At 35.4% G+C, this 13461-nt stretch carries 13 protein-coding genes; 5 read left to right on the top strand and 8 right to left on the bottom strand.

The genetic code is table 11. The features are described from left to right. Positions 1-10: 10 nt before the first annotated feature. The 4 genes from HUE88_RS01600 to metK form a co-directional block, all read right to left on the bottom strand. The gene (locus tag HUE88_RS01600) at positions 11-367 is read right to left on the bottom strand and encodes a DUF177 domain-containing protein (RefSeq protein ID WP_194370453.1); all 357 of its coding nucleotides are present in this window, start codon (positions 365-367) and stop codon (positions 11-13) included. Between the two features lie 6 nt (positions 368-373). Beyond that, entirely contained in the window at positions 374-787 is a 414-nt protein-coding gene (gene ndk / locus HUE88_RS01595) for a nucleoside-diphosphate kinase (RefSeq protein ID WP_194370450.1), read from the bottom strand. 144 nt (positions 788-931) lie between these two features. After that, entirely contained in the window at positions 932-1216 is a 285-nt protein-coding gene (locus HUE88_RS01590; protein ID WP_194370448.1) for a 4Fe-4S dicluster domain-containing protein, read from the bottom strand. A 156-nt stretch (positions 1217-1372) separates the two neighbouring features. Further along, the gene (gene metK / locus HUE88_RS01585) at positions 1373-2530 is read right to left on the bottom strand and encodes a methionine adenosyltransferase (RefSeq protein ID WP_194370446.1); all 1158 of its coding nucleotides are present in this window, start codon (positions 2528-2530) and stop codon (positions 1373-1375) included. 165 nt (positions 2531-2695) lie between these two features. Between metK and pgm the strand changes: the two genes are divergently transcribed. The 3 genes from pgm (at position 2696) to HUE88_RS01570 (ending at position 5960) form a co-directional block, all read left to right on the top strand. Next, a complete protein-coding gene (gene pgm / locus HUE88_RS01580; protein WP_194370444.1) occupies positions 2696-4321 on the top strand; it encodes a phosphoglucomutase (alpha-D-glucose-1,6-bisphosphate-dependent) in 1626 nt (541 codons plus the stop codon). Positions 4322-4527: 206 nt separating this feature from the next. After that, a complete protein-coding gene (locus HUE88_RS01575; RefSeq protein WP_194370442.1) occupies positions 4528-5124 on the top strand; it encodes a peroxiredoxin in 597 nt (198 codons plus the stop codon). A 125-nt stretch (positions 5125-5249) separates the two neighbouring features. Next, positions 5250-5960: a hypothetical protein gene (locus HUE88_RS01570; RefSeq protein ID WP_194370439.1), complete on the top strand. Its 711-nt coding sequence runs from the start codon at positions 5250-5252 to the stop codon at positions 5958-5960. Here HUE88_RS01570 and HUE88_RS01565 read toward each other — a convergent pair. From HUE88_RS01565 to HUE88_RS01550, 4 genes are read right to left on the bottom strand one after another with little or no spacing between them, the layout of a single operon-like run. After that, positions 5950-7206 (bottom strand): ATP-dependent DNA helicase, encoded by a 1257-nt coding sequence (locus HUE88_RS01565; protein WP_194370437.1) that lies wholly within the window; start codon positions 7204-7206, stop codon positions 5950-5952. The two genes, HUE88_RS01570 and HUE88_RS01565, sit on opposite strands and share 11 nt — an antisense overlap. Before the next feature lie 26 nt (positions 7207-7232). Continuing rightward, positions 7233-8399 carry a vWA domain-containing protein gene (locus tag HUE88_RS01560; protein WP_194370435.1) on the bottom strand — a complete coding sequence of 389 codons (1167 nt, stop codon included), beginning with the start codon at positions 8397-8399 and terminating at the stop codon, positions 7233-7235. A 9-nt stretch (positions 8400-8408) separates the two neighbouring features. Continuing rightward, a complete protein-coding gene (locus HUE88_RS01555; protein WP_194370433.1) occupies positions 8409-9404 on the bottom strand; it encodes an AAA family ATPase in 996 nt (331 codons plus the stop codon). Continuing rightward, the gene (locus HUE88_RS01550) at positions 9401-10759 is read right to left on the bottom strand and encodes a hypothetical protein (RefSeq protein ID WP_194370431.1); all 1359 of its coding nucleotides are present in this window, start codon (positions 10757-10759) and stop codon (positions 9401-9403) included. The genes HUE88_RS01555 and HUE88_RS01550 overlap by 4 nt, the downstream gene beginning before the upstream one ends. A gap of 99 nt (positions 10760-10858) precedes the next feature. Here HUE88_RS01550 and HUE88_RS01545 point away from each other — a divergent pair, with 99 nt between their 5' ends. Together HUE88_RS01545 and nhaA are read left to right on the top strand one after the other, a co-directional pair. After that, entirely contained in the window at positions 10859-12103 is a 1245-nt protein-coding gene (locus HUE88_RS01545) for a response regulator (protein ID WP_194370428.1), read from the top strand. 12 nt (positions 12104-12115) lie between these two features. Further along, on the top strand, positions 12116-13456 hold the full coding sequence (nhaA, locus tag HUE88_RS01540; RefSeq protein WP_194370426.1) for a Na+/H+ antiporter NhaA: 1341 nt from the start codon (positions 12116-12118) through the stop codon (positions 13454-13456). Positions 13457-13461: the final 5 nt, after the last annotated feature.

Genomic DNA, 13461 nt, shown 5'->3' with positions numbered 1-13461 from the left:
GTTCTTATAATTAAGAACTTTTACAATTGTCACAACTGTTATAGTCGCTTTTTATAAGTTCTATTTCCGAATTCATGAGATCTTGCATATCTACTGCAGAGTTTAATACTTCTACAACATCCAATAAAGCTTCTTCACTCTTTTCATAAATACCATCTGAGATAAAAAATTCTATATCTTCATCAGCATCAAGCTTGAACTCTTCAGCACAGACATCGCAGTCTGTAGTGATTTTTCCACTTAATTTTGCTTTGAGCAAAATTAATTTGTTGGCATCATACTGTAAATAACCTTTAAAAGTTATTTCATCAGATTTTACTTCAAAATCTACTGGTGTTTGTCCAACTTTTCTAAGTATTACTTTCATAAAAACTTAAGAAATTTCTCTTTCAGAGAAAAAGAATGCGATTTCAACAGCTGCATTCTCTACAGAATCACTTCCGTGAACTGCATTTGCATCTATGTTTTCAGCAAAATCTGCACGAATTGTACCAGCTTCAGCTTCTTTAGGATTAGTAGCACCCATAAGATCACGGTTCTTTTGCATTGCATTTTCACCTTCTAAAACTGTTACAACTACTGGACCGCTAATCATAAAATCAACTAAATCACCGAAAAAAGGTCTTTCAGCGTGAACTGCATAAAAAGCTTCTGCATCTACACGAGAAAGTTGAATTTTTCTTGTTGCTGCTATTTTAAGACCAGCACTCTCAAAACGGTCTAAAATCTTACCTACAACACCTTTAGCTACGGCATCTGGTTTTATTATTGATAGTGTACGTTCCATCAAATCTCCTGTTATATCTATAAAATTAGGATGGAATTATATCTAAAAAAGAGTTTATTATAAATTAAATGGAAAAGAAATTTCGTAAGAATTGTAAAAAGTGGGTATTACAAAGTGTTTTCCACTTTGTAATATGTAAAAAGACTATTCTACTACAGGCTCTTTATTTGAACGTTGGTCGTCTGTAATATCATCACGATGCTCTGGACTCTCACCAATAGCATCCCATGTAATACATCCTTCAGTAGGACATGCAGTAGCACATGCTGGCTCATCATGATGACCAACACACTCTACACATTTGTCACCATACACATAGTAAATCTCTTCATCTGTTGGATTATCATCCTCATCAACTATCGCTTCTACTGGACACTCATCTATACAAGCACCACAGTTAATACATGTATCATTAATAATTACTGCCATTAGGATTCTCCTAGTTATTTTATTTCGAAGTAAGTTTAACAAAAGATTTTTAAAGATAGCTAAAATATCTTTTATATGAGTCTAATTATATTAATTTGTTACACTTTTAACATAAACAATCTTCCTAAACACTAGGAGATTTGATAATGATTACTATTAAAGTTCCAAGTACTCTTTAATATCTGTTGCTCTGTTTGTCATCTCCCAAGTAAAACCATCCTCTTCCCTTCCAAAGTGACCATAGGCTGCTGTCCTTCTATAGATAGGACGGAGAAGATTTAAGGAGTCTATAATACCTTTTGGAGATAAGTCAAAAAGTTTTTTTACACATTTTTCTATTTTTTCTTCTTCTACTTTACCCGTTCCATGCGTATCTACCATAATAGAAACTGGTTGAACAACACCAATCGCGTATGCAATTTGTAAAGTGACTTTATCACAGGCACCAGCAGCAACCAAATTTTTGGCTACCCACCTTGCAGCATAAGCAGCACTTCTGTCAACTTTGGTTGGATCTTTTCCGCTAAATGCGCCCCCGCCGTGAGGACAAGAACCACCATATGTATCAACTATTATTTTTCTACCAGTAAGTCCCGCATCACCTTGAGGTCCGCCAACTACAAATTTTCCAGTTGGATTGATATGAAAAACGGTATTTTTATGCATCATTTCACTAGGAATCACATGCTTAATGACTTCATTTATAACATCTTCATGTATTTTCTCCTGCGAAACATCAGGAGCATGCTGCGTTGAAATAACTACGGTTTCAACTGAAACAGGCTTGTCACCTATATATTTAATACTTATCTGAGCTTTCCCATCAGGACGAAGATAAGGGATAATTCCCTCTTTACGAACCTCTGCCAACCTTCTGGTCAAGCGATGAGCCAAGTAAATTGGCATAGGCATAAGAACATCTGTTTCACTACAGGCATAACCAAACATAAGCCCTTGATCACCAGCTCCAATATCACCATTTGCTTGATCGACACCTTGGTTGATGTCAGGTGACTGCTCACCTATACCATTTAAAACTGCTGCAGCTCTATAATCAAACCCATAAGTTGCATCTGTGTACCCAATCTCTTGAATAACTTTCCTTGCAATCTCTTGCATTGGGGCATAAGCCGTTGTTTTCAGTTCGCCTGCAATTACACAAAAACCATTTGATACCAGTGTTTCACACGCAACGCGTGCATTAGGATCATGTTCAATAATATAATCCAAAATTGCATCACTGATTTGATCTGCCATCTTATCAGGGTGCCCTTCTGTTACAGACTCTGAAGTAAATATATACTCTTTCGTCATCGATTTTCCTTATTGATATACAGAGTCCAGCTCCATAAATCACCGAAAGTATATCTTAGTATGTTAAATAAAGCTTTTTACGTAGTTTTTATTGTATTCTCTTGTGTTTTTATATACAATCGTAAATAAATTTAAATAAAAAAAATCAACATGGAGCTCTACTTTATGATACATAAAAATGCAGGACAAAAAGTTTCTTCTTCTAATCTAATAAATATTCCTAATCTTATTTCTGATTATTACACAAAAACGCCAAATGTCTTAGAAAGCTCTCAACTGGTTGCTTTTGGAACTTCAGGTCACCGTGGTTCATCTTTTAAAAACAGCTTTAATGAAGCACATATTTTTGCTACTATGCAGGCTGTTTGTGATTATAGAAAAAGTAACGGTATCAACGGCAGACTTTTTATTGCAAAAGACACACACGCTCTCTCAACGCCTGCGCAAATCTCTGCACTGCAAGTTTGTATAGCTAATGGTGTTGATTGTGCAATAGCAAAAGATGATGGTTATGTTCCAACTCCCGTACTCTCTTTTACAGTTATAGAGGCAAACAAAACCTCTAAAGAGCTTTGCGATGGTATTGTAATCACTCCATCGCACAATCCTCCCCAAGATGGAGGGTTTAAATATAACCCACCAAACGGAGGTCCAGCTGACACCGATGCAACTTCTGTTATTGAAGCAAATGCAAATGAGTATCTGAAAAATTCTCTAAATGGTGTAAAAAAAGTGAGTGCAGAAGAGGCATTAAATAAGGTAGCTCAAATAGATTTCATCACCCCTTATGTAGTAGCGTTATCAAGCATAATAGATATGGATCTTTTAAAGTCAAGTAAACTAAATGTTGGTGTTGACCCACTGGGTGGCTCAGGGATAGAGGTTTATAAAAAAATAAATGAGATTTACGGCCTTAACCTTGAAATTGTAAATGAAGATGTTGACCCTACATTTAGTTTTATGTCATGTGATCATGATGGAAAAGTGAGGATGGACTGCTCCTCGCCTTATGCTATGGCATCACTGATTGCACTTAAAGATAAGTATGACCTAGCATTTGCTAATGACCCGGACTTTGACCGTCATGGAATTGTTACCAAGAGTGTTGGACTTATGAATCCTAACCACTATTTATCTGTTGCTATTTGGTATCTTTTTCAATACCGTAAGAGTTGGTCATCTTCACTTAAAATAGGAAAAACACTTGTTTCAAGTTCTATGATTGACAGAGTTGCAAAATCAATTAACCGTGAGGTTATTGAAGTACCGGTTGGTTTTAAGTGGTTTGTAGACGGGCTAAGCAATGGAAGTATAGGTTTTGGCGGGGAAGAGAGTGCCGGCGCCTCATTTTTACGTAAAGACGGTTCTGTTTGGACAACCGACAAAGATGGAATTATTTTAAATCTTCTTGCCTTTGAAATTACAGAAAAACTTAAAAAAGACCCTGGCACAATATATAAAGAGTTAGAATCACAGTTTGGTGTCTCATACTATGAGAGAAGTGATGCTCAAGCATCACCTGAGCAAAAAGCAAAACTTAAAAAACTATCTCCTGATGATATAGTATCAGAGAGTTTAGCAGGTGAGAAAATAGATGGTATTTTCACGCAAGCTCCCGGAAATAATGAGTCTATAGGTGGACTAAAAGTTACTACAAAAAATGGCTGGTTTGCGGCACGTCCTTCAGGAACAGAAGATATTTACAAAATATATGCAGAGAGTTTTATCTCTAAAGAGCATCTCTCTCTCATACAAGAAGAGGCGAAAACATTAGTGCTTAGTGTAATTTAAACCACTAGACCCTGAATCAAGTTCAGGGTGACGGAGGTGTCGTCATTCCAAACTTGATTTGGAATCTCATTTATTCTCTAAGCAGATGGTTTAATATTTTATATAAAAAAATTCTTTATATAATTTTCAATCATTTAAAATAATTTATTTGTAAATGAAATTTTGTTAGAATTTTCCAAATAAAAAAAACTTCAAGGAATTATAATATGTTAGTAACAAACCCAGCTCCAGATTTTACAGCGACAACAGTTTTAGCAGATGGCTCAATAGTAGAAGATTTTAAATTATCAGAAAATTTTGGTGAAAAAGGTACAGTTTTATTCTTTTACCCGTTGGACTTTACTTTTGTATGTCCGTCTGAAATCATTGCATTTTCTCACAGAATTGAAGATTTCAAAAGCCGTGGCGTGAATGTTATAGGTGTTTCTGTAGACAGCCAGTTTTCACACTTTGCATGGAGAGAAACCCCGATAAACAACGGTGGTATCGGTCGTATCAAATACCCTCTTGTAGCTGATCTTACAAAACAAATCTCTAAAGACTATGATGTTCTTTTTGGTGAAGCAGTAGCACTTCGCGGTTCATTCCTTATAGATGGAAAAGGTATTGTTCGTCATTCAGTTATCAATGATTTACCACTTGGCCGTAATATTGACGAGATGATTCGTATGGTAGATGCAATGCAGTTTACTGACGAGCATGGTGAAGTTTGTGCTGCCGGTTGGCAAAAAGGTGACGAAGGTATGAAAGCAACAACTGAGGGTGTAGCTGAATATCTTGGTAAACACGAAAATAAACTGTAGTCACTTTCTTTTTTTTAACTCTCACATTTTGTGAGGGTTAACTTTTTAACCTCTTTTACAAATTTACAAAACTTTTCCTTGCATATTATTTTTATTTTTACCACTTTCAGATAAAATACAAAACCATGAGCAGACAAGAAAATAAAGACGAAACAAGAGCAAAGAAGTATTTACAAACTTTAGACTATACAAAATTAGAGCATGAGCCACTTGGAAATGTCACCCCTGATTTTCTTCTTGACAATGAAGTAGCAGTAGAGGTTAGGAGACTCAATCGAAACCATATAAATGGTGAGAAGTTGATTAGTATAGAAAACTTTGAAATACACCTCATTAAAAAAATAAAAAAAATAATTTCTACTTTTAAGCACACTGATTATAGAAATTCTGCATATATATCAATAATACTTTCCAAACCGTTACATGTAGATAGTAAAGACGGTGTTATTAAAAAAACGAAAAAAGTATTAAAAAAGCACACTCATAAAATCCATAAAAAAAAGTCATTCAAAGTATCTGATTATTTAGAAATAACATTTACGCCGATAAAGAAAAAATCAGTACAGTATATTTTTGCTGGTTGCAATAATGATCATTTGTGGATTGTAAATGAGCTTCACAAAAACATTCAATTAGTTATTGATGAAAAAGATAAAAAAATATCTAAAAACTTTAATCTATTTGACAAATGGTGGCTAATATTAGTTGACTCTATAATATATGGATTAGATAATGATGACTTTAAAGCACTTAAAAAAATCAAACTAAACAAACGTAAGTTTTCCAAAGTACTGATACTATCATCGAAAGGGAAGCTTAAAGCTTTTAAGTTTTAACAAACTCCAAAGCTTTCGAATTTACAAAAACTATCTCTCTCCACTGCTTTGACGGTGCTATAAGATTCAATCTTTTAGGGTTTGAACTTCTTGATATCGCCACATAAAACTGCGATGGTGCAAATATCTCATTAGTCTCTATTATCAAATCCTCGATAGACATACCTTGTGATTTATGAATTGTAATAGCATAAGCTAGTTTTATTGGGTACTGGTAAACACTAAAAACAGGCTCTTCAACAATCTCTTTTTTACCACTTATGCTTTTTTCTTTCCACATGCTCTTGCTTTGTGCGATTGCTTCAAGTTTTACAACAACACCGTCACTTTTTTGAACATATACAAAGTTGTTGTCAACATTTACTATCAAACCTCTCTCACCGTTAAAATAGTTCCAAGAGTTTCTTGTAAAAAGAACCGGAACTCCTACTTTTAACTCCAACTCTTTTTCTATCCTTGCATCGTCCATAAAACGCTCTATCTCAAAATCTTTAGTAGTTTTTATATGTTTAATGACCTGAGCCTCTTTTATAAACAGTTCGCTATCTACAAAAGAGAGCTGATTTTTATTGTGAAATGAAGCTGAGTTGTTTTTGCCAAAAAGAAAAGTAAACTCACTTAAATCTTCTGGAAGAGGCTTTATAAACTCATTGAGCGAGTTATGTACATCTTCATTTACAAATCCGTCTCTTACATGTGCTAAAAGTTCTATAAACTCCTTGTCATCGGTTCTATAAATATGTGTCAATTCTACTGTTTCAAACCCAAACTTATCCCAAGATGATGATTCAAAAGCAAACTTAACATCGCCATATCCACGAACTACAGGAGGGAGCTGTAAAAAGTCACCCACCACAAGAAGAGAGCCTCTAAACTCTGCCTGAGCAAGCCTAACTCTAATCATGTCAAAAAGAGTATCACTTACCATGGAGATTTCATCTATAACGATTAGCTCCATACTGGAGAGAAGTTTTTTCACCTTCGCTTTGATCTCTAGCTTGCCGTTTTTCTCTAGCTCATCTATGTTTGAAGCGATTCCCAAATCTAAAAAGCTGTGCAGAGTCTGACCGCTTATAAGAGTGGCCGCCATTCCAGTCGAGGCCAATTTTGCAACTTTTTTTGCATCTTCTTCGTAGGCTTGTATCACATCTCTTGTAATGGTTGTTTTGCCGACCCCTGCCCCGCCGGTTAAAAAAACGTTCTTTTTTGCCTGTAGTTTTTCAATAACATTTTTCAAATAATTCATGAAAAAATTATACAATAATTCACGTGCTAATCCTCTAAAAGTATAACTTCTCCAAATGGAACTTCAGTCACTTTTTGGCTTATCCATTTTACATCATAAAACGGGGCTACATGTGGAAATATTCCATCTAAATCCGTAAAATACAGAAGCAGTTTAGTATCTTCAAGCTCATTTTGTATAAACTCAAAAACAGCTCTAAAGTCTGTAGCTCCGCCACCTTTTAAATCAGCTTCTAAAATATCACCACTGTAAAAAGTTTTATGTGATTGGATTTTATCATCACAAACCAACAACTCTATTTCGTAGTTTTGAATTGTATTCATAAGAAAGTTCAACTCACTTAAAAACTCATTTAAGAGTTTTTCATCTATTGAGCCTGAGCTGTCCACCGCCACTACCAACTTAAATCTTTGGCTTATACATGAGGGCAAATATATCCCTACATGTAGAAACTTTTTATTGGGTGGCAAAAGAGTGTAGTCATCTTTATGAAACCTGTCGAGTGCCGCTTTTAGCTCATCTCGCCAATCAATTTTACTCTTACATGTAAGGTTGAAAAACCTATCTATCGCAGCTGGGATTTCGCCATTTTTTATCTCAGCCTCAAGAGTTGCTTTTGCAAACTCCTCAAAGAGTTGTTCTGCTTGGATAGTTTCATTTTGTGCTTCTTCGGCTGAGTCATTAGATAAGCTGGACTCAAGGGGTCCATTAACTTCTGAACTTTTACTAGATTCATCAGAATTAATATCATTCACATCATCAGCTTCATACTCCAAACCTTCATCCTCACGAAGTATGTCAGCTTTTAGCTCGGCATAAATCTCCTCCGCATAGAGTCCGCTAAATCTTTTTGAGTAGTGTGCCTCATGGGGTCTCTCTAAACCATTCTCAACCAACATGTCATTTACTGCATAGTCGGTCGCAAGTTGCCATAACCAGCCACTTCTGCCATTTTTACGTGACTCATGAGCCAGTGAAGCGTGCATAGCCCCGTTTGCAAAGACAAACTCCATCTCACTCAGTTCCAAGCCTTGAAAAAAATCGCTGTTATACTCCAGCTTTACACCGTTGCTTTTAAAGCTTTGTATATCATCATTTATGCTCAGCTCCAACTTTGAAGCAATTGTTCCAAAAAGTGGATAATCAACTAATAGTTTAGCTTTGGCCTGTGAGATTTTTTTCTCTATTGACATAGTTAAGTATTACCCTAAAAGAAAAGCAAACTTACGAACCCACTCTTTAAAAACTGCAGAGTTCTGCATATCCACACCGTTTCTTTGTAAATCCTGCACTATCATTACTGCAAATTCGCTCTTTAAATCAAGAGTATATGTTAGCAAGTTCTCCAAACTCTCTTCACTCTTATCTTTTAAATAGGCACTCACAAGACCTGTGCTTAAAGCATATAAAACATCGACCTCATCACTGTATTCACCACTTGCGGATGTTAAAATATTTTGTATATCAGGAAGACGATTCATAACTTTTGTAAAGCTCAAAAAGGAGACAGCAACATCTCGTCCGATTGCTCCGCCTAAAGTATCTAGAAGTAGTTCATCTGATATTGTGCTTTTTAATATTTTGTTTACATATTCCCAGCTTCTAGGTGTTGCAAAGCTCTTAACATCACTTTTGGAGTCAAATGTAAACAAGTGTTCGCTTTTATAAGAAATATATGAGATAATTCTCTCGTCTACCTCTTTGGAATATGCCCAAAAGCGCCAATCCTCTACATTTACTTCCATTTCAAAATGGACAAATCTATTTGCCAGCGGGCTTGGCATTCTGTATGTGACCCCTCTGTCTCCCTCACGGTTTCCCGCTGCGACTATTGCCCATCCATCCGGAAGTTCATACTCTCCCACTTTTCTGTCTAGTATTAGCTGATATGCTGAAGCCTGAACAGACGGGGGTGCGGAGTTCAGCTCATCTAAAAACAAAATCCCTTCACCCTCTTTTGGCAAAAAAGCCGGAGGTGCCCAAAGTGCCGTATGTGACTCTTTATCGTAAAACGGAATACCTTTTAAATCTGTGGGGTCCATAAGTGCAAGTCTTAAATCAATAAAAGAGATACCTCTCTCGTCTGCAACTTGCTTCACAATAGATGACTTCCCTATTCCCGGTGCTCCCCATAAAAATATTGGAACTTTTTGCTCTACCAAAGAGGTAATCGTGTTTATTAAACTTGTTGCCTTCAAACTTCCCATCCTATACTGTTTTGTTGAATATATTTTCCAAATGCCGGATTCTCTTTTACAACTCTCGCCAACGCAGAGTCCAGTTGCAGTTGGTATAAAATCTCAACCGGTGTGCTTTCATTTTGAGCCAAGGCTCTTAAAACTTTTTTATCAAAACTATCTCCAAGCCGCTTTAATATATGCTTTGGAGTATTCTCGTTGCATGCCAGTGAAAAATGGTTCTCTCTTTTTTCATACGCATTTTCAAGAATTGTCTGCGAAGTTGCGGAGTTTTTATAAATTGCAGACTTAACCTCTTTGGTATCCTCCCTAAGAAGCTCTAAAAGTATTCTCTTGTCTATCTTGAAGTTTGATGCCAAAGCGACTTTAACACCTTGTACATGTAAGGAGAGTAGTTTTGCCTGCATCTCAATTGAGAGAGACCCATTTTGAGCCAACTCTTGAGGATATTTTTGCAACAATGTCTCAAAAAAATCAATATTAAGTCTTACATGTAGAGCAATATTATGTGCAAATTTATCTTGATCTATAAGTTTACGCAAGAGTGTCTCGCAGAGGTTAAAATTATAAGAGAGAGCCTCATGAACATCTTCATCCATAGAGTTGTAAAGAGCTATCTGCATCTCTTCATCGCAATCATCACGCATTGCGATAATAGTTTTAATATATGAGGAAGATTTTTTTATAAAAAGATTCAGCACACTTTTTGGCGTGGCAGTTTGAGTCGCTATGGCTGTCAAAATTGTGTAGTTTGACGACTTAACATCCAGAGTAAAACTTTTTTGCAAAGGTTCTAGCTCTGCTATTGCTGCTATAAGACTACTGTTATCAGTCTGCGCTAGCAGGTGCATAAAACCAGAAGTTGCATACTGAACATTATGGTTGCGCTCTATGTTTTTGTAAAACCTTAAAATAATCGCAGCGCTAACATCCCTGTTATCATCACTCCCAAAAAAGTCTTCACCCCTCCACGAGTACATCTTCAGCAGTTTCAAAAACAGCTCATCACCCAAGGTGGAGTTTTGCAAAAAACTTTTTAATCTCTGCTTATCGTGGGATAGCTTAAGACTCATCAAGAGAGTATCTGCGTCTATATACTTTGCCAGCTCTTTTTCAAAATCATCTATTGAGATAAACTCAATCTCTTTAGAATTTTCTCTATAAAGTTCATCACTTGCTATATGCTCATAAGGACTCATCATCTTGCCCTCTACGACAAGTACGACTCCGCTGTTGTACTCTTTGCACAATGTGATTTTATGAAACTTCATCTGTGACTCAAACTCCTCACTTCCAAAAGCACGGCTCTTTCCAAACAACAGTACTGATTTGTTTTGTAAATCTTTTAAATTCATAAAAGGATTATAGAACCATTATTTAAAATATATGCTTATTTGCTATAATACAAAACTTGATTAAAGAAATTTTTATTAAAAAAATTATTAGGACACAATATGCAAAGAATTTTAATTGTAGAAGACAACAAGACCTTGGCGAAACTGATAACTAAAAAAATAGTTGCTGAGCTGAACATTGAAATTGATGTAGCATATAGCTTGCTAGAAGCAAAACTATTTTTAAAAAGACATGATTACTTTTTAACTCTTCTTGATTTAAACCTCCCTGATGCTCCAAATGGAGAAATAGTTGATTACGCTTTAAGCAAAAACAATAAAATAATAGTTTTAAGCGCAAATGTAGATAAAGATTTAAGAAAAGAACTGCTTAATAAAAACATAGTTGACTATGTAAATAAAAGCGGTGTAAATGTTATAAACTATATTATAAACACAATAAAAAGACTGCAAAAAAATCAAAACCATACAATTTTAGTTGTTGATGACTCTATGGTATTTAGAAAACAGATGAAAAATATGTTAGAAAATCTTTTTTATAAAGTCATTACAGTTGCTCACGGTGAAGAAGCTCTTGGGATGTTAAAATCCCATCCTGATTTATCTTTAGTTTTAACAGACTACTTTATGCCTGTCATGGATGGTCTAAAGCTAACAGCAGCCATCAGGGAAACACACAATAAAAATGATATTTGTATAATTGCAATATCATCCAATACTGATGATGAAGTAAATGCTATGTTTTTAAAGAATGGTGCAAATGACTATATTAATAAACCTTTTTCAAAAGAGGAGTTCTCATGTCGAGTTAACAACTCCATAGAAGCCTTGGAAAATATACAAATTATTACAAACCATGCCAATAGAGACTTTTTAACAGGACTGTATAATCGACGTTATTTTTTTAAAAATGTACAAACATATTTTAACACTGCACTAGAGAGTGGTGAAAATTTTGCTATTGCCATGGTAGATATAGATCACTTTAAAAAAATCAACGACACCTATGGCCATGACACTGGAGACAAAGCTATTGTTAATTTATCTGAGATTTTAAGAGCAAATACTGGTCAAAATGATATTGTAGCAAGATTTGGCGGAGAAGAATTTTGTATTATTTTAAAAGATATAAAACCCAAGAACGCGGTAGATGTATTTGAAAAACTAAGAGCTAACGTTCAAAACTCAGTGACTATCTCAGATAAAAATGTAGAGATTAGATTCACTATATCAATAGGATTAGTAACTCAACATGAAGACACACTAGATGAGACTGTAAATCAAGCGGACATGCTGCTTTATGAAGCTAAACAATCTGGAAGAAACAAAGTTTTGTCAAACTAAAAAGGAATATTTATGAAACTTTACGCACCATGGGAGAAGGCTTTTAAAAGAGTTGCGACACCTTTTGAAACATTTATACATGCACAAACTACAACCGGTTTAGTGCTAATGTTTATGACAATTTTTGCTCTGATACTTGCGAACACTCCGTTAACGGATGGTTATATGCATTTTTTTCATACCAAGATAGATTTTAATGTTGGAGAGTGGAAACTCTCGCACAGCATACACCACTGGATAAATGATGGACTAATGGCAATTTTTTTCTTTGTTATTGGGCTTGAGATAAAAAGAGAGATTTTAGTTGGAGAGCTCTCAAATATTAAAGTTGCCATCTTGCCAATTTTAGCAGCAATTGGTGGAATGGTTTTACCGGCACTTATATACTTTAGTATAAACTATGGCACACAAGGCTCAGTTGGCTGGGGAATTCCCATGGCAACCGATATTGCTTTTGCAATTAGTGCTTTAGTTCTTCTTGGAAATAGAGTATCACCGGCACTTGTTACTTTTTTAGTTGCTCTAGCCATTGTTGATGACCTTGGTGCAGTTATTGTTATAGCAATTTTTTATACTGAACAAATCAACATACTACCTCTTATCTTAGCAGGTGCATCTTTTCTGATTTTAGTCTCTTTTAATCGCTTTGGAATCCATGCCATTTTGCCATACTTTATAGTTGGTTTAGCGATGTGGTTTTTTATGCTAGAGTCTGGCGTTCATGCGACAATAGCAGGTGTTATTGCTGCTATGGCAATCCCCTCTAAGCCAAAATTTACTCCCGTTGATTTTACACTACATACTAAAAATCTATTAGATGAGTACGACAACTATCCTATTGGGGCAGACCATACACTACATGAAAAACAAAAAGCGATATTGCAAAATATAAAAAATAAAATAGACTCTATCCGTACTCCTGCAGCTAGACTGGAAAATGATTTGCACCTTCCAGTGAGTTTGATTGTGATTCCTCTCTTTGCGCTCGCTAATGCCGGTATATCTATAGACTTTTCCTCTTTTGGAGAGACTCTTTTAGAACCTGTCTCACTTGGAATAATTGCAGGGCTTATTTTTGGCAAAGTAATTGGAATTGCTGGAGTTTCATGGCTTGCCATAAAACTTGGTATTGCAAAACTTCCACAAGGTAGCTCAATGAGCCAAGTTTTTGGAGTTGCTTTTTTGGGAGGAATTGGATTTACAATGTCAATATTTGTAGCAGATTTAGCATTTATTGATAATGAAACACTAATTTTTCAGGCAAAAGTAGGCATCTTGGTCGCATCACTTTTTTCGGGTCTTTTTGGCTTCTTTTGGTTAAGACAAACAGTAAAGAAAGATAAACAAATATAATTATT

This window comes from Candidatus Sulfurimonas baltica, assembly GCF_015265455.1.
GTDB lineage: Bacteria > Campylobacterota > Campylobacteria > Campylobacterales > Sulfurimonadaceae > Sulfurimonas > Sulfurimonas baltica.
This window is presented reverse-complemented; position numbering and strand designations above follow the sequence as displayed.